At 74.8% G+C, this 22,811-nt stretch carries 19 protein-coding genes; 9 read left to right on the top strand and 10 right to left on the bottom strand.

Going from position 1 to position 22,811, the window contains the following annotated elements; all coding sequences use genetic code 11:
- Nucleotides 1–79: 79 nt before the first annotated feature.
- From proB to AAG589_RS01145, 5 genes are all read right to left on the bottom strand, one after another.
- Nucleotides 80–1,207, bottom strand: a complete 1,128-nt coding sequence (proB, locus tag AAG589_RS01165) for a glutamate 5-kinase (protein WP_430565419.1) — start codon at nucleotides 1,205–1,207, stop codon at nucleotides 80–82.
- 25 nt (nucleotides 1,208–1,232) lie between these two features.
- Nucleotides 1,233–2,750: a GTPase ObgE gene (obgE, locus tag AAG589_RS01160; protein ID WP_430565418.1), complete on the bottom strand. Its 1,518-nt coding sequence runs from the start codon at nucleotides 2,748–2,750 to the stop codon at nucleotides 1,233–1,235.
- A gap of 95 nt (nucleotides 2,751–2,845) precedes the next feature.
- Complete coding sequence (gene rpmA / locus AAG589_RS01155; protein ID WP_430550177.1) at nucleotides 2,846–3,103, bottom strand: 50S ribosomal protein L27; 258 nt, start codon at nucleotides 3,101–3,103, stop codon at nucleotides 2,846–2,848.
- 84 nt (nucleotides 3,104–3,187) lie between these two features.
- The gene (gene rplU, locus AAG589_RS01150) at nucleotides 3,188–3,496 is read right to left on the bottom strand and encodes a 50S ribosomal protein L21 (protein ID WP_430566200.1); all 309 of its coding nucleotides are present in this window, start codon (nucleotides 3,494–3,496) and stop codon (nucleotides 3,188–3,190) included.
- A gap of 221 nt (nucleotides 3,497–3,717) precedes the next feature.
- On the bottom strand, nucleotides 3,718–3,927 hold the full coding sequence (locus AAG589_RS01145; protein WP_430565417.1) for a dodecin family protein: 210 nt from the start codon (nucleotides 3,925–3,927) through the stop codon (nucleotides 3,718–3,720).
- A gap of 169 nt (nucleotides 3,928–4,096) precedes the next feature.
- Here AAG589_RS01145 and AAG589_RS01140 point away from each other — a divergent pair, with 169 nt between their 5' ends.
- The 3 genes from AAG589_RS01140 to AAG589_RS01130 all read left to right on the top strand — a co-directional run bounded on the left by AAG589_RS01140 (nucleotide 4,097) and on the right by AAG589_RS01130 (nucleotide 6,804).
- Nucleotides 4,097–4,714 (top strand): protein-L-isoaspartate O-methyltransferase family protein, encoded by a 618-nt coding sequence (locus AAG589_RS01140; RefSeq protein WP_430565416.1) that lies wholly within the window; start codon nucleotides 4,097–4,099, stop codon nucleotides 4,712–4,714.
- Nucleotides 4,715–4,765: 51 nt separating this feature from the next.
- Complete coding sequence (locus AAG589_RS01135; RefSeq protein ID WP_430565415.1) at nucleotides 4,766–5,608, top strand: inositol monophosphatase family protein; 843 nt, start codon at nucleotides 4,766–4,768, stop codon at nucleotides 5,606–5,608.
- A 92-nt stretch (nucleotides 5,609–5,700) separates the two neighbouring features.
- On the top strand, nucleotides 5,701–6,804 hold the full coding sequence (locus AAG589_RS01130; RefSeq protein ID WP_430565414.1) for a fatty acid desaturase family protein: 1,104 nt from the start codon (nucleotides 5,701–5,703) through the stop codon (nucleotides 6,802–6,804).
- Nucleotides 6,805–6,819: 15 nt separating this feature from the next.
- Here AAG589_RS01130 and AAG589_RS01125 read toward each other — a convergent pair whose 3' ends face one another.
- Together AAG589_RS01125 and AAG589_RS01120 are read right to left on the bottom strand one after the other, a co-directional pair.
- Complete coding sequence (locus AAG589_RS01125) at nucleotides 6,820–7,404, bottom strand: thymidine kinase (RefSeq protein WP_430565413.1); 585 nt, start codon at nucleotides 7,402–7,404, stop codon at nucleotides 6,820–6,822.
- Between the two features lie 141 nt (nucleotides 7,405–7,545).
- Nucleotides 7,546–10,986 carry an Rne/Rng family ribonuclease gene (locus AAG589_RS01120; RefSeq protein WP_430565412.1) on the bottom strand — a complete coding sequence of 1,147 codons (3,441 nt, stop codon included), beginning with the start codon at nucleotides 10,984–10,986 and terminating at the stop codon, nucleotides 7,546–7,548.
- A gap of 457 nt (nucleotides 10,987–11,443) precedes the next feature.
- Between AAG589_RS01120 and AAG589_RS01115 the strand changes: the two genes are divergently transcribed.
- The 6 genes from AAG589_RS01115 to AAG589_RS01090 are packed head-to-tail and all read left to right on the top strand — an operon-like array spanning nucleotide 11,444 to nucleotide 19,312.
- Nucleotides 11,444–12,943, top strand: coding sequence for a cytochrome ubiquinol oxidase subunit I (locus tag AAG589_RS01115; RefSeq protein ID WP_430565411.1), 1,500 nt, complete (start codon nucleotides 11,444–11,446; stop codon nucleotides 12,941–12,943).
- 24 nt (nucleotides 12,944–12,967) lie between these two features.
- Nucleotides 12,968–14,017: a cytochrome d ubiquinol oxidase subunit II gene (cydB, locus tag AAG589_RS01110; protein ID WP_430565410.1), complete on the top strand. Its 1,050-nt coding sequence runs from the start codon at nucleotides 12,968–12,970 to the stop codon at nucleotides 14,015–14,017.
- Nucleotides 14,018–14,033: 16 nt separating this feature from the next.
- Nucleotides 14,034–15,788 carry a thiol reductant ABC exporter subunit CydD gene (cydD, locus tag AAG589_RS01105; RefSeq protein ID WP_430565409.1) on the top strand — a complete coding sequence of 585 codons (1,755 nt, stop codon included), beginning with the start codon at nucleotides 14,034–14,036 and terminating at the stop codon, nucleotides 15,786–15,788.
- 38 nt (nucleotides 15,789–15,826) lie between these two features.
- The gene (cydC, locus tag AAG589_RS01100; RefSeq protein WP_446719679.1) at nucleotides 15,827–17,539 is read left to right on the top strand and encodes a thiol reductant ABC exporter subunit CydC; all 1,713 of its coding nucleotides are present in this window, start codon (nucleotides 15,827–15,829) and stop codon (nucleotides 17,537–17,539) included.
- Between the two features lie 43 nt (nucleotides 17,540–17,582).
- Nucleotides 17,583–18,500: an ABC transporter ATP-binding protein gene (locus tag AAG589_RS01095; protein ID WP_430565407.1), complete on the top strand. Its 918-nt coding sequence runs from the start codon at nucleotides 17,583–17,585 to the stop codon at nucleotides 18,498–18,500.
- On the top strand, nucleotides 18,497–19,312 hold the full coding sequence (locus AAG589_RS01090; protein WP_430565406.1) for an ABC transporter permease: 816 nt from the start codon (nucleotides 18,497–18,499) through the stop codon (nucleotides 19,310–19,312). Before AAG589_RS01095 ends, AAG589_RS01090 begins: the two co-directional genes overlap by 4 nt.
- 28 nt (nucleotides 19,313–19,340) lie before the next feature.
- Here the strand turns inward: AAG589_RS01090 and AAG589_RS01085 are convergent, their stop codons facing one another.
- Genes AAG589_RS01085 through AAG589_RS01075 form a run of 3 tightly spaced genes read right to left on the bottom strand, consistent with a single transcriptional unit; the run spans nucleotide 19,341 to nucleotide 22,715 of the window.
- Nucleotides 19,341–20,741 carry a dipeptidase gene (locus tag AAG589_RS01085; RefSeq protein WP_430565405.1) on the bottom strand — a complete coding sequence of 467 codons (1,401 nt, stop codon included), beginning with the start codon at nucleotides 20,739–20,741 and terminating at the stop codon, nucleotides 19,341–19,343.
- On the bottom strand, nucleotides 20,738–21,235 hold the full coding sequence (locus AAG589_RS01080; RefSeq protein WP_430565404.1) for a hypothetical protein: 498 nt from the start codon (nucleotides 21,233–21,235) through the stop codon (nucleotides 20,738–20,740). The genes AAG589_RS01085 and AAG589_RS01080 overlap by 4 nt, the downstream gene beginning before the upstream one ends.
- A gap of 1 nt (nucleotide 21,236) precedes the next feature.
- Nucleotides 21,237–22,715: an APC family permease gene (locus AAG589_RS01075; protein WP_430565403.1), complete on the bottom strand. Its 1,479-nt coding sequence runs from the start codon at nucleotides 22,713–22,715 to the stop codon at nucleotides 21,237–21,239.
- Between the last annotated feature and the right edge of the window lie 96 nt (nucleotides 22,716–22,811).

Raw genomic sequence — 22,811 nt, 5'->3', positions numbered from 1 at the left:
GGTGGCACGCTCCGACGCGTGCCGCTGCACCTACGGACGGCGGCGGGCGACGGAACTCATCGCCGACCGCGCGGCCGCGTCATCGGCCGGCGAGCACCAGGTCGTCGCGGTGCACGACCTCGCGGTCGTACCCCTCCCCCAGCTCCGCCCGGAGGTCGAACGTCGAGCGGCCCAGCAGCCCCGGGAGCTCGCCCGAGTCGAACGCCACGAGCCCGCGCGCCAGGACGGCGCCGTCGGGACCCACCAGCTCCACCGGGTCGCCGGCCTCGAACGTGCCCTCGACCCGCGTGACCCCCGCCGGCAGCAGGGACGCCCGGCCGCCGAGCACGGCGCGCGCGGCGCCGTCGTCCAGGTGGAGGCGGCCGTGCGACTGGGCCGCGTGCGCGATCCACAGCCGCCGCGCCGACGTGCGCCGGCCCGTGACGGCGAAGAAGGTGCCGACGTCGTCGCCCGCCAGCGCCTCGGCGACGTGCCGCGCGCTGGTGAGCACGACCGGCACGCCGGCGCCCGTCGCGATGCGCGCCGACTCGAGCTTGGTGACCATCCCCCCGGTGCCCACGGCGCTGCCGCGCGCGGTGACCTCCACGCCGGCGAGGTCCGCCAGGTCGGCCACGTGCGCGATGCGCCGGGCGCCCGGCCGCGACGGCGGGGCGTCGTGCAGGCCGTCGACGTCGGTGAGCAGCACCATCGCGTCCGCGCGCACGAGGTGCGAGACGAGCGCCGCGAGGCGGTCGTTGTCGCCGAAGGTGAGCTCGTCGGTGGTCACGGCGTCGTTCTCGTTGACGACGGGCACGACGCCGAGCGCGAGCAGCCGCTCCAGCGAGCGCTGCGCGTTGCGGTACCGCGACCGGCGCACCGTGTCCTCCGCGGTGAGCAGCACCTGGCCGATCTGCAGGCCGTGCGCCGCGAACGCCTCGGTGTACCGGGCCACGAGCTGCCCCTGACCCAGCATCGCGGCGGCCTGCATGGTCGCGACGTCGCGCGGCCGGGAGCTGAGCCCGAGCGGCCCGATGCCGGCCGCGATCGCGCCGGAGGACACGAGCACGACCTGGCCGCCGCCCGCCACCCGCGCGGCGAGCACGTCGACGAGGGCGCGCAGCGCCTGCAGGTCGAGGTGGCCGTCCGGTCCGGTGAGCGACGACGAGCCGATCTTGACGACGATCCGACGTGCCGTGGGCAGGCTGGCGCGGGAGGTGGCGGCGTTCACGTCTGCATTCTCGCCGGGTCGGCGGTCAGGCGTCGTCGGGGTCCGTCCAGTGACCCGACTCGCGCTCGGTCCACAGCTCGCGCCGCGCCTCGGTCTTGGCGTCCATGCGCTCCTGGTGCTCGCGGCGCTTCTCCCCGCGCGTCGGGCGGGCGCTCTCGTCGAGGCGCAGGTCGGTGCCGCGCGCGCCCAGCAGCTCGGGGCCGGTGGTGAGCGTGGGCTCCCAGTCGAAGACGACGGCGTTGCGCGGGTCCCCGATGCGCACCTCGTCGCCCGCGACGGCGCCGGCCTTGAGGAGCTTGTCCTCGACGCCGAGCTTCGCGAGCCGGTCGGCGAGGAAGCCGACGGCCTCGTCGTTGTTGAAGTCCGTCTGGCGCACCCAGCGCTCGGGCTTGGAGCCGCGCACCTCGTAGTAGACGCCCTCGTGGTCCTTCTTCGCCGTGACGGTGAAGCCCGCCTCGTCGACGGCCCGCGGGCGCAGGACGACGCGCGTCGGCTCCGGCGCGGGCGCGGCGGCCCGGGCGCGCTCGACCAGCTCGCCGAGGGCGAAGGTCAGCGGGCGCAGCCCCTCGTGGCTGGCGGTCGAGACCTCGAAGACCCGCAGGCCGCGCGCCTCGAGGTCGGGGCGCACCAGCTCGGCGAGCTCGCGGGCCTCGGGCACGTCGATCTTGTTGAGGACGACGAGGCGCGGGCGCTCGGTGAGCGGCACCCGGCCGCCCTCGATGCCGAGGTCGCCCGCATACGCGGCCAGCTCCGCCTCGATGACCTCGAGGTCGCTCAGCGGGTCGCGGCCCGGCTCGAGGGTGGCGCAGTCGAGCACGTGCACCAGCACGGCGGTGCGCTCGACGTGGCGCAGGAACTCCAGCCCGAGCCCCTTGCCCTCGCTGGCGCCGGGGATGAGCCCGGGCACGTCGGCCACCGTGTAGCGGGTCTCCCCCGCCTGCACGACGCCGAGGTTCGGCACCAGGGTCGTGAACGGGTAGTCCGCGATCTTGGGCCGCGCCGCGGAGATCGCCGCGACCAGCGAGGACTTGCCGGCGCTCGGGTACCCGACCAGCGCGACGTCGGCGATCGTCTTGAGCTCGAGGACGACCTCGTGCTCCTCGCCCGGCTCGCCGAGGAGGGCGAAGCCCGGCGCCTTGCGCTTCGGGGAGGCGAGGGCGCGGTTGCCCAGCCCGCCGCGGCCACCCTGCGCGACGACGTACTCCGCGCCCGCGCCGACGAGGTCGGCGAGCACGTTCCCGTCGCGGTCCTTGACGACCGTGCCGTCCGGCACGCCCAGCACGAGGTCGCCACCGTTGGCGCCGTCGCGGTCGTCGCCCATGCCCTGCGTGCCGTTGGTGGCGCGGCGGTGCGGCGAGTGGTGGTACTCGAGCAGCGTCGTCACCTGCGGGTCCACGACGAGCTTCACCGTGCCGCCGTCACCGCCGTTGCCGCCGTCGGGGCCCGCGAGGGGCTTGAACTTCTCGCGGCGGATCGACGCGACGCCGTGGCCGCCGTCACCGCCCACGGCGTGCAGCACCACGCGATCGACGAAGCTGGCCATGGTCAGATCCTCTCAGGCAAAAGCGACGAGGGGCGCACCGCGACGGTGCGCCCCTCGTCGTCGGCTCGGGTGGGAGCCGGGGAAGTGTGTGCGGCTCAGACCTCGGCCGCGACGATGTCGATGACCTTGCGGCCACGACGCGTCGCGAAGGCCACCGAGCCGGCGGTCAGCGCGAACAGCGTGTCGTCGCCGCCGCGGCCGACGTTGTCGCCGGGGTGGAAGTGGGTGCCGCGCTGGCGGACGATGATCTCGCCGGCCTTGACGACCTGACCGCCGTAGCGCTTGACGCCGAGGCGCTGCGAGTTCGAGTCACGACCGTTGCGCGAGGAGCTCGCGCCCTTCTTGTGTGCCATCTGTCAGACCTGCTTTCTGCGAAGAACGAGGGGATCAGTGCCGCGGGCCGTGCTGCGGGGTGTCGCGCTCGGCCCGGCGGTGAGTCACTTGATGCCGGTGACCTTGAGGCGGGTCAGCGACTGACGGTGACCCTGGCGCTTGCGGTAGCCGGTCTTGTTCTTGTACTTGAGGATCGTGATCTTCGGGCCCTTCTCGTCCCGCACGACCTCCGCGGTGACCTTGACCTTCGCCAGCTTCGCGGCGTCGGAGGTCACCTTCTCCCCGTCCACCAGAAGCAGAGCGGGCAGCTCCACCGTGTCCCCGGCCTGGGCCTTGACACGGTTCATGACGACGATGTCCCCGACGGACACCTTCTCCTGTCGGCCACCGGCCTTGACGATCGCGTACACCACGTTGCTGCTCATCTCTCCTGGTCTGGGCATGTCGCACGACGTTCTTCACCGACTTGGTCTGCAACTCGGCCCGCCGCGGCGGTCGAGTGCGGTGCGTCGTGGACACACGGGACTGGCACGCCACAGGCGCGCCGACGTCCAAGACTACGTCACGGCACCGATCGGTTCAAACGACCTCGGTCGCCCGCCGCCGTGACGTGCCCCACCTCGCGGGGCCCTCGTCATTCCTCGAGCACGAACGTCACCTGCAGGTCCACCTGCCACGCGACGATGGCGCCCTCGGACACCTCCACCTTCTGCTCCTTGACCCAGGCGCCCGTGATGTGGCGGACCGTGCTGCCGGCGCGCTCGAGGCCGACGCGGATCGCGTCCTCGAAGCTCGTGTCCGACCGGGCCGTGATCTCCGTGACGCGCGCGACCGTGCCTGCCATGTCGTCCTCCGATGTCCCGGGACCGGCGCCGTCCACCGGCCGCTCCCTCGATCGTCGGCCCGTCCGGTGTCGCTCGCCCGGTGTCGCTCGCCCGGTGTCGCTCGCCCGGTGTCGCTCGCCCGGTGTCGCTCGCCCGGTGTCGGACGTGCGCCCGCGCGAGGATGAGGGCATGACGGGACGGACGGGACGCGCCGGCGTGCCGACGGGCGCCGGGGGCGTCGACGACGCGGTGACCGCGGCGCTGCGCGCCGTCGACCGCCGCGGGTTCCTCCCCCGCGCCGCCGCCCGCTGGGCGGACGCCGACAGCCCCGTCGAGATCGGCCGCGGACAGACGTGCTCGCAGCCGTCGACCGTCGCGGCGATGCTCCGCCTCCTGGACGTGCCGGTGGGCGCGGACGTGCTCGACGTCGGCTCCGGCTCCGGGTGGACGACGGCGCTGCTCGCCCGCCTCGTCGGCCCCACCGGGTCGGTGCTGGGGCTGGAGCGGCACGCCGACCTCGCCGCCCGGGGCGCGGCCAACGTGCGGCGCACCGGCATGACGTGGGCACGGGTCGCCCTGGCCGTTCCAGGTCGGCTCGGCGCCCCGCGGCCCGGCGGCTGGGACCGGGTGCTGGTGTCCGCCGCACCCACCCGGCTGCCCGACGAGCTGGTCGACCAGGTGGCGCGCGGCGGCCGGATGGTGATCCCCGTGCGGCACGTGATGGTGCTCGTCACGCGCGACGAGGGCGGCGCCGTGCGCACCTCCGAGCACGGCACGTATTCCTTCGTCCCGCTCGTCGAGGACTAGCTGGTCACGCAGCGGGGTCGCGCGGTCCCCCGACGTGCCAGGATGCCGGTCGTGACCACCGCCGAGCCCCGTCGCTCACCCGCAGCCCCGCCTGCAGGCGCGAGCGACGCCGAGATTACGGTCGCCGCCGCCCTCGCCGGCGCAGCAGCGGTCGTCGAGGCGTTCCGGCGCCCCGTGACCCGCCACGCGAAGTCGGGCCTGGACTTCGCCACCGACACGGACGTGGCGGCCGAGCGGGCGATCCGCGCCGTCCTGGCCGCGGCACGGCCGGGTGACGCCGTCGTCGGCGAGGAACTCGGCGCCTCCGGCGGCGACGGCGCCCGTCGGTGGTACGTCGACCCGCTGTGCGGCACGCTCAACTTCGCCGCCGGGGTCCCGGCGTTCGGCGTCAACGTCGCGCTCGCGGAACGACGCGACGGTGTCGAGCGCGTCCTGGCGGCGGCCGTCGCCGATCCTCTGACCGGAGAGGTGACATGGGCCGACGGCGATCGCGCCCGGGTGCGCGGGGCGGGCGCCCTCGACGTGCCCGCCTCGCCCACGCCCGTGACCCGCCTCGTCAACGTGGACGTGGACAACGGCGGCGGAGCGCCCGCGCTCGTGGCGGACGCCGTCGTGCGCGGCGCGTTCGCCGTCCGGGTGGCGTCCACGTCGCTCGCGCTGGCCTGGGTGGCCGCGGGCCGTCACGCCGCGTACGTGACCGGGGCGGACGTCGACGGCAGCGTCCACTTCCTGCCCGGCGTCGCGCTCTGCGAGGCGGCCGGCTGCGTGGTCACCGACCTCGACGGCGGGCCCGTCCGCGGCGGGACGGGGATCGTCGCCGCCGCCGACGCCGCGACGTCGCGGCAGGTGCTCGACCGGCTCCGCGCAGTGCGGGGGACATCCCCCTTGTCCTGAAGCTACGGCTCCGTAGGCTCGAGGAATCCGCACGATCGAGCGTCCGCTCATCCCTCGGCTGGGAAGTCGACCCCGACCCCTGCGAGGCACGCATGCCCACAGTCGTCCCGGCCGCCCCCGAGGCCGCCGCCGTCCCCCGCGGCGGTGCCGCGACCCGCTTCACCAGCACGTACGGCTCGCTGTCCCGGGAGGTGCGCGACGCCGGGCTGCTGCGCCGGGCGTACGGGTACTACCTCGTCAACGGGCTGGTCCTCCTCGCGGCGCTCGGCGGCGTGGCGACCGGGTTCGTGCTGCTGGGCGACTCGTGGTTCCAGCTCCTGATCGCCGCCGCGCTGGGCGTCGTGCTCACCCAGTTGGCGTTCGTCACCCACGAGACGGCGCACCGCCAGGTCTTCGCGTCCGGGCCGCTCAACGACCGCGTCGGCCGCCTCCTGGCCAACGCCGTCGTCGGCATCAGCTACTCGTGGTGGATGACGAAGCACACCCGCCACCACGCCAACCCCAACCAGGTGGGCAAGGACCCGGACGTCGCACCCGGCGTCATCTCCTTCACGCCCGAGGCCGCCGCCGACCACCGCGGGTTCCTCGGCGCGATCACCCGCCGCCAGGGGTGGCTCTTCTTCCCGCTGCTCACCCTCGAGGGGATCAACCTGCACGTGACCGCCGTCCGGTCGCTGCTCACCGGCCCGCCGGAGGACCGCGCGTCGCGGCGGCGCGAGCTCGTGACCATCGTCGTGCGGCTGACCGTGTACGTCGCCGTGGTGCTCTGGTGGCTGCCCCTCGGGCTCGGGCTCGCGTTCCTCGGCGTGCAGCTCGCCGTCTTCGGCGTCTACATGGGCGCGACGTTCGCCCCCAACCACAAGGGCATGACGATGATCCCCGAGGGCAGCCGCATCGACTTCCTGTCGAAGCAGGTCCTGACGTCGCGCAACGTACGCGGCGGCGCGTGGATGAGCGTGCTCATGGGCGGCCTCAACCTGCAGGTCGAGCACCACCTGTTCCCGAGCATGCCGCGGCCGCACCTGGCCAAGGCGCGGGTGATCGTCCGCGAGCACTGCGCGCAGCTCGGGATGCCCTACACCGAGACGTCGCTGCTGCGCTCCTACGCGATCGTCGTGCGGTACCTCAACGAGGTCGGACTCGCCGCCCGCGACCCGTTCGACTGCCCCATGCGACAGCAGCTCGGGCGCCGCTGAGCGTCCGAGCTCCCGTCAGCCCGCGCGGTGCTGCCGGCAGCGCGCCTCGTAGGACTCGGACCCGCCCACGTGCCCCGACGTCGGGGCCAGCGCGTCGTCCACGTCGGCGGGCGCCGCATCGAGGCGGACGTGGAACGCCGCGTCGCGCCCGCAGACCGCGCACACTGCGGTGAGCTTCGTGACCTGCTCGGCGAGCGCCATCAGCTCGGGGAGCGGCGCGAACGCCCGGCCGTCGAACGTCACCGACAGCCCCGCCACCACGACGACGAGCCCCGCGTCGGCCAGCCCCGTCACGACGGGCACGAGGTCCACGCCGAAGAACTGCGCCTCGTCGACGGCCACCAGCTCGGTGTCGTCGCCGACGAGCGCCGGGATCCGGGCCGCCGACTCCACGCTGCGCGACGCCACCTCGAGCCCGGAGTGCGACGCGACCCGGCCCGGGCCGCTGCGCGTGTCGAGCTCGTGCGCGACGACGAGCACGCCGCGGCGCGCGACCTGCGCCCGGTGCACCCGGCGCACCAGCTCCTCCGTCTTGCCGGCGAACATCGGGCCGGCGATCACCTCGAGCCGCCCACCGGTGCGGTCGTCCCACGTCGCCATGGCCCGAGCATCGCACGAGCGCACGGCACGAGGCCGAAATGAAGGGCCCGAGGCCGATGTCCATCGGCCTCGGGCCCTCGCTCCGACCTCGCGGTCAGCTCACCCGGTGCAGGTCACCCGGTGCCGGTCACTCGGTGCCGGTCACTCGGTGCCGGTCACGTCCGTGGCCGCAGCCTCCCCAGCACCCGACCGAGCAGGCTTCGGGGCTCCTGCTCCTTTGCGCGCCCGGCGCGGCGCCTTCTTCACGGGCTTCTCGGCGGGCTGCTCGGCCTGCTCGACCGACTGCTCGGCGGCCGCCGGCTCGGGCTTGCGCTCCGGCAGGTCGATGACGGTCTCCGGCGCGACCGGCGTCACGGCCGCGGCCCCGACGGGCTCGGGCAGCACGACCGGTGCAGGCGCCTCGGCGGCAGGGGCCTCCGCGGCAGGCTCGGCCGCCGGGGCGGCGTCGTCCGTCGCGTCGTCCTTGCCCTCGTGCTCGTGGGCATGGGCCGCCGCGGCCGCGATCGTGGCGAGCGTGGCCTTGACGGCCTCTCGCGCCTCGGACCGGTCCTCGGGCAGCGTCGGCACCTCGGCCGCGGGCGACGGCGTGGCAGGCTCGGCCTGCTTGCCGCCGCGCTTGCGGCGCGATCGCTTCGAACCCTCGCCCTGGTCGCCGTCGTGGTGCTGGTGGGCACCGTTCTTCTCGATCGGCTCGCTGTGGACGATGAACCCGCGACCCTTGCAGTGCTCGCAGGTCTCGGAGAACGCCTCGACCAGGCCCTGGCCCACGCGCTTGCGGGTCATCTGCACCAGGCCGAGCGAGGTGACCTCCGCCACCTGGTGCTTGGTGCGGTCGCGGCCCAGGCACTCGACCAGGCGGCGCAGCACCAGGTCGCGGTTCGACTCGAGCACCATGTCGATGAAGTCGATGACGACGATGCCGCCGATGTCGCGCAGCCGCAGCTGGCGCACGATCTCCTCGGCCGCCTCGAGGTTGTTCCGCGTGACGGTCTCCTCGAGGGTGCCGCCGGCGCCGGTGAACTTGCCGGTGTTGACGTCGATGACCGTCATGGCCTCGGTGCGGTCGATGACCAACGACCCGCCGGACGGCAGCCAGACCTTGCGGTCCATGCCCTTGGCGAGCTGCTCGTCCACGCGGTGCACGGCGAACACGTCGGTGTTCTCGGTCCACTTCGTGACGCGGTCGCGCAGGTCGGGAGCGAGCTCCTCGACGTACTGCGCGATCTCGTCCCACGCGCCCTGGCCCTGGATCTGCAGCGACGAGAAGTCGTCGTTGAAGATGTCGCGGACCACGCGGATCGCGAGGTCGGGCTCGCCCTGCAGCAGCGCCGGGGCGCTGGCGGACGCGGACTTCTTCTGGATCGCGGCCCACTGCGACTCGAGCCGCTCGACGTCGGCGCGCAGCTCCGCCTCGCTGGCCCCCTCGGCGGCGGTGCGGACGATGACGCCCGCGCCCTCGGGCACGACGTCGCGCAGGATCTTCTTGAGCCGGCTGCGCTCCGTGTCGGGGAGCTTGCGGCTGATGCCGGTCATGCCACCGCCCGGCACGAACACCAGGTAGCGGCCGGCGAGCGTGACCTGCGAGGTCAGGCGGGCGCCCTTGTGGCCGATCGGGTCCTTGGTGACCTGCACCAGCACCGAGTCGCCCGACTTCAGGGCCTCCTCGATGCGGCGCGGCTGGCCCCCCTCGAGGCCCGCGGCGTCCCAGTTCACCTCGCCGGCGTACAGGACGGCGTTGCGCCCCTTGCCGACATCGACGAACGCGGCCTCCATGCTGGGCAGCACGTTCTGCACGCGGCCGAGGTAGACGTTGCCCACCATCGACGCCTGCGACTGCTGCGAGACGTAGTGCTCCACGAGCACGCCGTCCTCGAGCACCGCGATCTGCGTGCGGCCGTCGCGCTCGCGCACGACCATCGACCGCGTCACGGACTCGCGGCGCGCGAGGAACTCGGCCTCGGTGATGATCTGGCGGCGCCGGCCGGCGTCGCGCCCCTCGCGGCGGCGCTGACGCTTGGCCTCGAGGCGCGTCGAGCCCTTGAGCGCCGTGACCTCGTCACGGTCGCGGGTGCGCGCCACGGCGGCCTCGGCACGCTCGGCGCGGGTGCCCCGGCGACGACGACGGCGCCGACGGCTCGAGGCGGACTCCCCGCCCTCCTCGTCCTCGCCCTGCTCGTCGGCGTGGTCCTCGCCGCTCGCGTCGGCCTGCTCGGCCTCGTCGGAGTCCGCGGGGCGCTCGTCGTCCTCGTCCGAGCCGTCCTCGTCGCCCTCGGGCCGGCGCCCGCCGCGACGGCCGCGGCCACCACGGCGGCGACGCCGGCGCGGGCGGATCTCGTCGTCCTCGCCGTCCTCGTCGCTCAGGTCCTCCGGGCCCAGGTCGACGAGCTCGACGCCCTCGGCCACGAGCTCGGACTCGATCGCGCCGACCTCCTCGACCGCGGCGGCCTCGTCCTCGCTGAGCTCGGCCTCCACCGTCGGCTGCTCGACGGCAGTCTCCTCGGCGGCCGACGACGCGGCACCGGGCTCGACGCCGGCGGCCGGCGCCTCGGCCGGGGCCTCCGGCGCCTGCGCGGCCCGGGCCGCGCGGGTCCCGCGCGTGGCGCGACGCGACCGGGGGCGCGTCGTCTCGTCCTTCGGCGCCTCGGCGGCCGGGGCCGCCTCGGTGCTCGTGCCAGTGCTCGTGCTCGTGCTCGTGGAACGCTCGGTGGCGGCTTCCGGCGTCGGCGTCGCGAAGGCCGGTGCCGTCGGCGGGGCGTCGTGCGGGCGCGGCGGGCCGGCAGGAGCCTGGGCGCGGCGCGACCGACGCGACGACGACAGGTCGGGGGCTTGGAACAGCACCGCCGTCGTCGCGAGGCGCGGGGTGACCGACCCGCCGCCGGTCGCGGCGGGCGACCGGGGCGCGGACGCCTCGGCCGCGGGCTTCTCGGTGGGCTGCTCGGCGGGCTGCTCCGCGGTCGCGTCCGCAGCGGCGGTCTTCCGCGTGGCGGCCTTCTTCTTCGCCGGGGCCTTCTTCGCGGCGCTCTTCTTCGCGGGAGCCTGCTCCGCGGCGCCGGCGGCGTCCGCCACCTCGGCGGTGGGCTCGGCAGCCGGCTCGGCAGCCTCGGTCTTCGGGGCGGCAGTCTTCGCGGCGGCGGCGCGGCGGGTCCGCGTGCTGCCGGAGGCGGCGCTCGCCTTGCGGGCCGGTGCGGCCTCGGGCTCGGGGGCCGCCGCCTCGGCGGCGGGCGTCGCGGTGGCCTGCTCGTCCGCCGGGCGCTCGGCGCCGACGGTGCGGGTCGCGCGGCGACGGGTCCGCGCGGGCTTCTCGGCGGGGGCGTCGTCGGCGGCGCGCCCGGCGGGACCCTCCGGCAGGACGATGTCCGCGAGGGACGAGGCGGGAGCGGCCGGGGCGTCGGTGCGAGCGTCGGCACGCTCCGGGAGCACGAGGTCGTTCAGCGAGGACGCGGCGCGGGCGGGTGCGGCGGGCTCCGGAGGCGTGGCGGCGGCCTGCTCGGCTGCCACCCCCTTCGGGGCGGCCGTGGGCCGGGTGGCCCGACGGCGGGCGGGCTTGCGGGCTGCGGCGTCGGTCGGGTTGTCGGACGTCACGGAAGGCGCTCCAGCTCCGGCGGCCCCGCCCCCACACGTGCGGGCCACCGGTGGTCGTCGTCGGACGGGCGCGCTGCTCAGCGCGCCGGCCGACGGAAGTCTCGGTTCCGGCTGCGGCACCGCGCTCTTCGCGGACGCCCGCCGCCCGGCCTCGTGCCTGGCGGCGGCATCGCGTGCGGATCGCGAGTGCTGCGAGCTCGTGGGCCGCCCCGGGATGTGGGCCCGGACGGCTTCGGACCAGTATCGCATCCTGCGCGCCCCACCGCGTGACCCGACACCGCACGTCGCGGCACGTCGCTCCCGGGGCGCCGCCCGGCTTGACTTGTGAAGACCTTCACGACTTAGATCGTGAAAGTCTTCACGAACCCCGTCCCGCGGCGGTGATCGCCCTGGTCGTGCGCTTCCGGGCCGGGGGTCCTACCGTCGGAAGACGACCCGGTCGAGCCCAGGAGAACCCGTGGACCCCCTCGCACTGGCCCGGTGGCAGTTCGCCATCACCACCGTCTACCACTTCATCTTCGTGCCCCTGACGATCGGCCTCGCGCCGCTCGTCGCCGGGATGCAGACGGCGTGGGTCGTCACCAAGAAGGAGCGCTGGCTCCGGCTGACGAAGTTCTTCGGCAAGCTGCTGCTCATCAACTTCGCGCTCGGCGTCGTGACCGGCATCTGGCAGGAGTTCCAGTTCGGCATGGCGTGGAGCGAGTACTCCCGGTTCGTCGGCGACGTCTTCGGCGCGCCGCTGGCGATGGAGGCCCTCGCCGCCTTCTTCGTCGAGTCCGTCTTCCTGGGCCTGTGGATCTTCGGCTGGGACCGGGTGTCGAAGAAGGTGCACCTCGCGTCCATCTGGCTCTTCGCGCTCGCCACGAACCTCTCGGCGTTCTTCATCCTCGCCGCCAACTCGTGGATGCAGCACCCCGTCGGGACGATCTTCAACGAGGAAACCGGGCGCGCCGAGATGGAGTCCATCGGCGCGGTGCTCACCAACAACACGCTGTGGGCGGCGTTCCCGCACACCATCACCGCGGCGTTCCTCACCGCCGGCACGTTCGTCTGCGGCATCGCCACGTGGTGGATGGTGCGGCTGGCGCGCAGCAAGCGGCCCGAGAACGTGGAGAAGGCCCGGACCGTCTACCGGCCGGCGGTCCTCGTCGGCGTGTGGACCATGATCATCGCCGGCGCCGGGGTGATCTGGTCCGGCGACCTGCAGGGCAAGCTCATGTACGAGCAGCAGCCCGGCAAGATGTCGTCCGCCGAGGCCCTGTGCGAGGGCACCGAGGCCGCGGAGTTCTCCATCCTCGCCGTCGGCCCTCTGTACGCCGGCTGCGAGGACGTCGACCACCTCATCTCCGTGCCGGGCGTCACCAGCTTCCTCGGCACCGGTCACTTCTCCGGCCCCGAGTCGTACCTGCCCGGCGTCTACGACGTGCAGGAGCAGTACACCGAGCGCTACGGCGACACGACGGCGTCCGGCGACCCGGTCACCTACACCCCGCCGCTGGCCATCACGTACTGGTCGTTCCGGCTCATGATCGGCCTCGCCGTCTTCTCCCTGGCGCTCGCGCTGACGGCGCTGTGGGCCACCCGCAGGGGCAGGGTGAGCGACAACGTGTGGCTCGGCCGGCTCGGCATCCTCGCCCTCCCCATGCCGTTCCTCGCCTGCTCGTTCGGGTGGATCTTCACCGAGGTCGGACGCCAGCCGTGGGTCGTGGCACCCAACCCGTCGGGCATCGACCAGGTGCGCCTGCTCACCGAGCGCGGCGTGTCCACCGCGGTGCCGGCGGGCGTGATCCTCGGGTCGATGATCGTCCTCACGCTGGTCTACGCGGTGCTCGCGGTGATCTGGTACCGCCTCATGCACCGGTACACGGTCGAGGGCGTCCCGGACACGGTCCGCGACGAGTCGCCGGAGGCGCAGGACCCCGACGACGCCGACCGCCCGCTGTCCTTCGCCTACTGAGCACCCCGAGACTGGGAGACCCCCGTGGACCTCGCGATCCTCTGGTTCGTCATCATCGCCGTCCTGTGGACCGGCTACCTCGTGCTCGAGGGCTTCGACTTCGGCGTCGGGATGCTGCTGTCGATCCTGCCGCGCGGGAACAAGGAGCAGCGCGACAAGGAACGTCGGGTGCTGATCAACACGATCGGCCCGGTGTGGGACGGCAACGAGGTGTGGCTGCTCACCGCGGGCGGCGCGACCTTCGCCGCGTTCCCCGAGTGGTACGCCACCATGTTCTCCGGCTTCTACGTCCCGCTGCTGATCATCCTGCTCGGGCTCGTCGCGCGCGGCGTCGCCTTCGAGTACCGCGGCAAGATCTCCGACGCCCGGTGGGCGCGGCGCTGCGACCTCGCCATCCAGGCCGGGTCGTGGATCCCCGCGATCATGTGGGGCGTCGCGTTCGGCAACCTGGTGCGCGGGCTGCTGCTCGACGCCGACTTCCAGTACGTGGGCGGGTTCTGGGCGCTGCTCAACCCGTTCGCCCTCGCGGGCGGCCTCACCACCCTCGTCCTCTTCCTGCTGCACGGCAGCGTGTTCGTGGCCCTCAAGACCGACGGTGACGTGCGCGAGCGCGCGGGCCGGCTGGCCTCCGTGCTGTCCGTGGTCGCGCTCGTCGTGGCCGGCGGCTGGGCGATCTGGGCGCAGCTCGCCTACTCCGTGACGTGGACCTGGGTCCCGGTCGCCGTCGCCGCCCTGGCGCTGGTGGGCGTCGTCGTCGCGGCGCGGGCGCGCCGCGAGGGCGTGGCCTTCACCCTGTCCGCGGTCGCCATCGCGAGCGCCGTGGTGCTGATCTTCGGCTCGATGTACCCCGACGTCATCCCCGCGCTCGACGGCGGCGTGCCGCTCACGGTGGCCGAGGCCTCCTCCACCCCCTACACCCTCACGGTGATGTCCTGGGTGGCGGTGGTGCTCACGCCGCTCGTCATCGCCTACCAGTCGTGGACCTACTGGGTGTTCCGGCGCCGGCTGTCCAGCAAGGACATCCCCGCCCCTGCCGGGCTGTCGTGGCAGAAGATCAAGGACGCGGCGTTCTGACCGGCATCCTGACACCGTGAGACCCCTCGACCCCCGCCTCCTGCGGCGTGCGCGCGCCGCCCGCTGGTACGTCGTCCTCACCGCGGCGCTGGGCGTCGCGGCCGCCGGCGCCGTCGTGCTCCAGGCGTTCGCCGTCGCGCACACCCTCGGCCCGGCCGTCACGGCGGGCAGCGCGGGCACGCCGCTCGCCCTGGCCGACGTCGCGCCGTGGCTCGGCGCCCTGGTGGCCGCGCTCGCCGCCCGGGCCGCGATCGCGTGGGCGCAGGAGCGCTACGCGCAGAAGGCCGCGGCCGACGTCGTCGCCGAGCTGCGCGAGCAGGTCGTCGCGCACACGGTGGCGCAGGGGCCGCGGCCCGGCGGGGAGGACGGCGCCGCCGCCACGGCCACGCTCGCCACGCGCGGTCTGGACGACCTGGGCCCGTACCTCGTGCGGTACCTGCCGCAGCTGCTGCTCACGGCGATCCTCACGCCGGCGCTGGTGCTGGTCGTGCTCGGGCTGGACTGGATCTCCGCGCTGATCTGCGTCGTGACGCTGCCACTCGTGCCGCTGTTCATGTGGCTGGTGGGAGTGATGACGGCGGGGGCGTCCGAGCGCCGGCTGCGCACCATCGAGCGCCTCGGGGCGCAGGTGCTCGACCTGCTCGCCGGCCTGCCCACCCTGCGGGCCTTCGGCCGAGAGATCGGTCCCGGCGCCCGCGTGCGGGTCCTCGGGGACGCGTCGCGGCGCGCCACGATGGGCACGCTGCGGATCGCGTTCTTGTCCGGGATGGTGCTGGAGCTCCTCACCACGCTGTCCGTCGCGATCGTCGCCGTCGGCGTCGGGCTCCGCCTGGTCGAGGGGATGATCGCGCTCGTGCCGGCCATCGCCGTGCTGGTGCTCGCGCCCGAGGTCTACCTGCCCCTGCGGCGCGTGGGCTCGGAGTTCCACGCCTCCACCGACGGCCTGGCCGCCGCCGAACGCGCGTTCGCCGTGCTGGAGCGGCCGCTGCCCGCCGCGGGCACCGTGCCGGCCCCGGCCCTGGCCGGCGCGACGCTGGTGCTCGACGGCGTGGGTGTGCGCGCGGGCGACCGCGCCCTCCTCGCCCCCGCCGGGCTCACGGCGCGCGTCCCCCTGGGCACCGGCCGCCCCGGCGGCGGCCGCGTCGTCGCGCTGCGCGGCCCCAGCGGCGCGGGCAAGTCGACGACGGCGCTCGTCCTGCTGGGCCTGCTGCGGCCGGACGAGGGCCGGGTGCTCGTCGAGCCGGCCGGCACGGCCCCGGCCGAGCCCGTGAACTTCGCCGCCGTCGACCCGGCCACCTGGTGGCCCCAGGTCACGTGGGTGCCCCAGCGCCCCACCCTGGCCCCCGGCACCGTGCGCGACGCCGTCACCGGCGGGCGCCCCGTGATCGACGCCGACCTGGCCGCAGCCGCACGGACCACCGGGCTGGACGACGTCGTCGCCGGGCTGCCGCAGGGCTGGGACACCCCGGTCGGGCTCGGCGGCACCGGGCTGAGCGTCGGCCAGCGGCAGCGCGTGGCGCTCGCCGCCGCGCTGCTCGACGGGGAGGCGGGGGGCGACGGCGCTCCCCCGCCCCTCGTGCTCCTCGACGAGCCCACGGCTCACCTCGACGCCCGCGGCGAGCAGGTGGTGCTCGACACCGTCCGCGCCTGGCGCGACGCCGGGCGCACCGTCGTGGTCGTCGCGCACCGCGCGTCGCTGCTGGCGCTCGCGGACCAGGTGGTGGACGTCGCCTCGCGCGCCGTGGGCCCGGCCGAGGCGGTGACGTCGTGAGCCGCCGGCCGGCCGACCCGCTGCGCCGGGTGCTGCCGATGCTCGAGGTGCGCTGGACGCGGGTGGCGCGCGCCGTCGCGCTCGGCACCCTCGCCCTCGGGTTCTCGGTGGGCCTGGCCGCCGCGGCGGCGTGGCTCATCGCCCGCGCGTCGCAGATGCCACCCGTGCTGCAGCTGTCGGTGGCGGTCGTGGCGGTGCGGGCGTTCGGCACCGGCCGCGGCGTGCTGCGCTACCTCGAGCGCCTCGCGTCCCACGACGTGGCCCTGCGCGGCATGGCCGCCCTGCGCACCAACCTGTACGACGCGCTGGCCCGCGGCCCCGTCACGCGCGTGATCGCCCTGCGCCGCGGCGACCTGCTCGCCCGCGTGGGCACGGACGTCGACGCGGTGGGCGACGTCGTCGTGCGGGCGCTGATCCCCGCCGGGGTGGCGGCGTGCGTGGGGCTGGGCTCCGTGGTCCTGGTGGGGGTGTTCCTGCCCGCCGCCGGAGCCACCCTGCTCGGCTGCCTGCTGCTCACGGGCGTGCTCGCGCCGTGGCTCGCCTCGCGGGCCGCGGCGTCGGTCGAGCGCCGCGGTGCGGCCGCCCGGGCCGAGGTGACCGGGCGCGCCCTGGAGCTCCTCGAGGACGGCCAGCAGCTGCGCGTCGCCGGCCGGCTCGACGACCGGCTGGCCGGGCTGCGCGCCGCCGACGCCCGGCTCACGCGCTCCACCGACGACGGCGCCCGCATCTCCGGCACCTCGGCCGCGATCGACGCCGGGGCGCAGACGCTCGCCGTGCTGTGCTCGCTGCTGCTCGGCATCCCCGCCGTCGCGGCGGGCACGCTCGCGCCCGTCGAGCTGGCGGTCGTCGTGCTCACGCCGCTCGCCGTCTTCGAGGCCACCTCGACGCTGCCCGCCGCCGCAGTCCAGCTGCGGCGGTCACGGGAGGCCGCGCGGCGGCTCGTCGCCCTGCTCCCCGACGCGCCCGAGGCCGTGCGCGAACCCGTGCCCGAGCCGGTGCGCCCGGGCTCCGACGCCCTGCTCGAGCTCGACCGCGTCGACGCCGGCTGGGCGGACCGCACCGTGGTCGCGGGCGTCGACCTCGCGCTCCGGCCGGGCTCCGTCGTCGCGCTGGCCGGGCCGTCCGGAGTGGGCAAGACGACGCTGCTGCTCACGGCGGCGGGCCTGCTGCCGGCGCGCTCCGGCGCCGTCCGCGCCGGGGGCGGCGGGGCGCTGTTCGTCGCCGAGGACGGGCACCTGTTCGGCACCACCGTGCTGGAGAACCTCCGCGTGGCACGGCACGACGTGACCGAGGACGACGCCCGCGCCTCGCTGGCCGCGGTCGGCCTCGACGGCTGGCTCGCCGGCCTGCCCGACGGCCTCGACGCGATGCTCGGCCCGGACGGCGCCGACGTCTCCGGTGGCGAGCGCCGGCGGCTGCTGGCCGCCCGGGCGCTGCTCGCGCCCGCCCGCGTGCTGCTCGTCGACGAGCCCGCCGAGCACCTCGACGCCGCCACCGCCGACGCCCTGGTCGCCACCCTCGCGGCGCACGCCCGCGACACCGGGCGCGCGGTCGTCGTCGCGTCGCACCGCCTCACGCCGCTCGCCGTCGCCGACGAGGTGCTGCTGCTCGGCGCCTCCCCCGGTGACGGGGGCGGCGCAGCACGGGTCGTGGCCCGTGGCCCGCACGCCGCGCTGCTGCACGACGAGCCGGCCTACGCGTGGGCCGCCGACCAGGAACGGACCGGGGAAGCCAGGGTCCTTCCAGGGTGATGCCTGATGCCGGGCCCCGGCCAGGGGCCCGTAGGGTCGCCGCATGATCACCATCGAGGCCCTGACGAAGAGATATCGCGGGGTCACCGCCGTCGACGACGTCACCTTCACCGCCCGCCCCGGCCGGGTGACCGGCTTCCTCGGCCCGAACGGGGCCGGCAAGTCGACCACACTGCGGATGCTCACCGGGCTGGGCGAGCCGACGTCGGGCAGCGCCCGCGTCCTGGGGCGGCGCTACGCCGACCTGCCGAACCCGGGCCTCGACGTCGGCGTGCTGCTCGACGCCTCGGCGCAGCACGGCGGCCGCACGGGCCTCGAGACCCTGACCCTCGCGCAGCGCACGCTGGGCCTGCCCGCCCGCCGCGTGGACGCGGTCCTGGACCTCGTGTCGCTCACCAGGGCGGAGGCGCACCGGCGCGTGCGCGACTACTCCCTCGGGATGCGGCAGCGCCTGGGCGTCGCGACCGCTCTCGTCGGCGAGCCGCAGGTGCTCGTGCTCGACGAGCCCGCGAACGGCCTCGACCCGGCCGGCATCCGCTGGATGCGCGACCTGCTGCGCTCCTTCGCCGACGACGGCGGCACGGTGCTGCTGTCGTCCCACCTGCTCGCCGAGATCCAGATGATCGCGGACGACATCGTCGTCATCGGGAACGGGCGCGTCGTGGCGCAGGGCACCCAGGACGAGCTGCTCGCCGGGCACGGCACGCTCGTGCGGGCCGACGATCCTGCCGCCCTCGCCGCCGCCCTCACCGGCGCCGGGTTCACCGCAGCGCGCACCACCGACGGCGCCGTGACGACGGACGCCGACCTCGCCGCCGCGGGAGCGACGGCCTTCACCGCCGGGATCGCCGTCACCGAGCTGCGCGCCGCCGACGGCGCGAGCCTCGAGGAGACCTTCCTGGCGCTCACCACCGACACCCAGCGCGACGCCCCGCGCGCGAGCACCGGAGCAGCCGCATGACCGCCGTCGACACGACCTCCCGCCCCGCCGAGACCTCCGGTCTCCCCACGCTCCGCGGCACGACGGCTCCCCCGCTGGGGCGCCTCGTCGGCGTCGAGCTCCGCAAGCTCCGCGACACCCGGGCCGGGGCGTGGCTGCTCGTCACGATCGCGGCGGTCGTCGTCGCGATGATCGCCGCCGGCACGGCCTGGGGGGTGAACAGCAGCGCGTCCCTCGGGTCGTTCGTGTCCGTGCAGGCGATGCCGATGCAGCTGCTGCTGCCGATGGTCGCCGTCCTCGGCATCACCGGGGAGTGGAGCCAGCGCGGCGCGCTCACCACGTTCGCCCTGGTCCCGCGCCGGGGCCGCGTCGTCGCCGCGAAGGCGCTCGCGGTGCTCCTCGTGACGCTCGCGGCCACCGCCCTGTCCGTCGCCGTGGCGGCCGTCGGCGTGCTCGTGGGCGGCGCCGTCCACGACGTCCCGGTCGCCTGGGACCTCACCGCCGACCAGGCGGCCCGCGCCCTGCTGATCAACGTGCTCTCCGTCGCCGTGGGCTTCGCGCTCGGCGTGCTGATCCGGTCGTCGGCGCCGGCGCTGGTGGCCTACCTCGGGTTCGTGCTGGTGCTGCCGATGCTGTCGGGGATCGCCGCGTCGTACCTCGCCTGGTGGGCCCAGCACGGCGCCTGGCTCGACCTGAGCACCACGCTGCAGATGCTCGCGGCGCCCCAGGTGACCGGCGAGACCTGGGCCCAGCTCGGCACGTCGACGCTCCTGTGGGTCGGCGTCCCGCTGGCGGTCGGGCTCCGCGGGCTGCTGCGCACCGAGATCCGGTAGCCGCTCGCCGCGAGGTCGGTCCGCGGGGTCAGTCCGCAGGGCTCGCCCCGAGCCGCGCGAGGAACAGCGCCTCGCCGACGGCCAGGTTCTCGATCTCGCTCGGGTGCACGCTCTCGTTCGGCGCGTGGATGAGGCAGGCGGGCTCCTCGACGCCGAGCAGCACGATCGCGGCGTCGGGGTACTGGCTCGCGAGGATGTTGCACAGCGGGATCGACCCGCCCTGCCCGGCGGTCACGGTGGCCTGGCCGTACGCGTCCGCGAGCGCCGCCGACAGCGTGTCGAAGACGTGGCCGTCGGTGCGGGCGGCGAAGGGCTGGCCCGGGGAGTCGCGCTCCACGGTGACGCGCACGCCCCAGGGTGCGTGCGCCTCCAGGTGCGCGGCCAGCCTGTCCTGCAGCTCGCGGGCGTCCGCCCCGGGCGGCACGCGCAGGTTGAGGCGGGCCGCGGCGCGCGGCTGGATCGCCGCCGCCGAACCGACGACGGACGGCGCGTCGATACCGAGGATCGTCACGACGGGACGCGCCCACAGCATGTCGGCCACGGTGCCGGCGCCGAGCAGCCGCGTGCCCGGCAGCGCGCCCGCGTCGGCGCGGAACTGCTCCTCGTCGTACCCGACGCCCGGCCACGTGCCCGAGGCGTCGACGCCGTCGATCGTGGTGTTGCCCTCCGCGTCGCGCAGCGAGGCGAGGACGGCGACCAGCGCGGCGAGCGCGTCCGGGGCGGCGCCGCCGAACATGCCGGAGTGGATCTCGCCCTCGAGCGCCTCCACCCGCACGACCAGGCTCGTCGCGCCGCGCAGCGACACCGTGAGCGTGGGCAGGCCGAGCGTCGCGTTGCCGGTGTCCTGGATGAGCATCGCGTCGGCCGCGAGCGCACCCGGGTTCGCCTCCACCCAGCCGTCGAGTCCGCCCGTCCCCTGCTCCTCGGACCCCTCGATCACGATCCGCACGCCCACCGGCAGGTCGTCGCCGACCAGCGACCGCAGCGCCCGCAGCGCCGTGAGGTGCGTGACGACGTTCCCCTTGCAGTCCGCCGCCCCGCGGCCGTAGTACCGGCCGTCGCGCTCCGTGAGCTCGAACGGCGGCGTGGTCCAGGCCGCGTCGTCGAGGGGCGGCTGCACGTCGTAGTGCGCATAGAGCAGCACGGTCGGCGCCCCGGGCGGGCCGGGCCGGTACCCGACGACGACGTCCGAGCCGTCCGGCGTGCGCTCGCGGCGCGCGTCGTCGATGCCCTCGGCGCGGAACGCGTCGACGACCCACTGCGCGGCGCGCTCGCACTCGGCGCGCGGGTACAGCCGCTCGTCGGCGACCGACGGGATGGCGACGAGCGTGCGCAGGTCGTCCAGCGCGCGCGGCAGCAGCGGGGCGACGGCGGCCCGCACGGCCTCGGCGTCCGGCGCACTGCCCGCCCCGGTGTCGGTGGCGGTCATGAGGCCTCCTCGGTGGTGGACTCGCTCGAGGGCTGGGTGGTGGTGTCGTCGAGGTTGAGGGAGTCGACGTACTCGTCGAACGCGGCGAGCTGGTCGGGGCAGTAGGTCTCGATCACCAGGCGGTCGCCCTCGAGGCGCCGCTCGTCCAGCACGGACGGGCGGATCCCCGGCCCGGCGGCCCCGTTGGCGGACCCCAGGTTCGCGGTGGCGTCCACGAGCGCGGCGGGATCGGTGCAGAACCCGCCGCCGTCCGACCCGAGCACGCGCGCGATGGTCTCCTGGGAGAACGCCGTGATGCCGATGTCGGCGAACGCGGCGTGCAGGGTCGCGGCCTTCTGCTCCGCCTCGCGCTCGTCCTGCCGGTCCTGGTAGCCGGCGAACTGGATCATCATGATCGCGCCGAGCACCAGGAGCAGGACGGCGGCGGCGGCGTACGTGATCCACCGGCGGCGGGCCGGCGCCACGGGCTCGTGGGACGGCGTCGTCGTGGCCATGTCACTCCCCCTCGTCCGTCGTGGCCCCGCTCTCCGCCGGCTGCCGCCACGACGGCTTGCGCAGCGCGAGGAAGAGCCAGGGGATCAGCAGCCCGATGACGCCGAGGCCGCCGCCGACGATGAGGATGTAGACCCCCACCGAGCCGCTGGAGAACTGCGCGGGCGGCACGAACCCGATGATCATCGCCGCGACCGAGGCGAGGAAGCCCACCACGCACAGGACGCCGAGGGCCGGGGCGCGGTACCCGCGCGGGTGGTCGGGCGCCGTGCGGCGCAGCCGCATCGCCGCGACGAACAGCAGCAGGTACATGATCAGGTACACCTGCGTGGTGATCACCGACAGGATCCAGTACGCGCTGGAGACGTCGGGGATGAACGCGTACAGCAGCGCGATGACCGTGGTGAACACGCCCTGCGCGACGAGGATGTTCTGCTGCACTCCGTGCTTGTTCAGCCGCTGCAGGAAGGGCGGCATGTAGCCCTCCTCGCGCGCCACGGTGAGCAGGCCCTTCGATGGCCCGGCGAGCCACGTGAGCATGCCCCCGATCGACGCCGCGATGAGCATGAGGCCGAGGATCGGGGTCAGCCACGACACCCCGAAGTTGGCGAAGAACGCGTCGAACGCCTGCATCACGCCCGCGGTGAGGCTCAGCTGGTCGGCCGGGATCACCCAGCTGATCGCCACGGCCGGGAGGATGAAGATCAGCAGCACCAGGCCGATCGCCAGGAACATCGAGCGTGGGAACTCGCGTGCCGGGTGGCGCAGCGTGGTCACGTGCACCGCGTTCATCTCCATGCCCGCGTAGGACAGGAAGTTGTTGACGATGAGCACCAGCGACGCGATGCCCGTCCACTGCGGCAGCAGGTGGGAGGCGTCCATCGGCGCGGCGGAGGTGTGGCCCTGCCCGAGGAACACCATGCCGAGCACCACGAGGATCACGGCCGGGACGAGCGTGCCGATGATCAGCCCCGCGCTGGACAGCCCGGCCACCGTCTTGGTGCCCTGGGACGACACCCAGACCCCGGACCAGTAGATGACGATGATGACGATCGCCACGTACACGCCGTTGGACGCCAGCGCCGGGTTGATGACGTAGGCGAGCGTGCTGGCCACGTACCCCAGCAGGCTCGGGTAGTAGAAGATCGTCATCGCGAACTGGCACCACACGGCCAGGAAACCGAGCGGCTTGGACAGCCCCTCCGCCACCCACCGGTAGACGCCGCCCGACCAGCCGGACGCCAGCTCCGCCGACACCAGCGACGTCGGCAGCAGGAAGACGAGCGCCGGCACGACGTACAGGAACACGGCCGCGAGCCCGTAGACCGCCATCGTCGGCGCGGCGCGCAGGCTCGCCACCGACGACGTGATCATGAACGCGAGCGTGAGCCACGTGATGTAGTTGCGCGGCGTGCGCGCGGTCATCGCCTGCCGCACCTGCTCGCGGGTCGGCGGCGCCGTCCCCGTCCCCGACGTCGTCATGCCGACCTCCTCGACACCCACCCGGCGGACGCCGGCCCTTCGCACGATAAGAGGGCAGGTCACGGACCGCACGGCGAACGACGGAGCCGGCGGGGC

Source organism: Isoptericola sp. F-RaC21 (genome assembly GCF_038593535.1).
GTDB lineage: Bacteria > Actinomycetota > Actinomycetes > Actinomycetales > Cellulomonadaceae > Isoptericola.
This window is presented reverse-complemented; position numbering and strand designations above follow the sequence as displayed.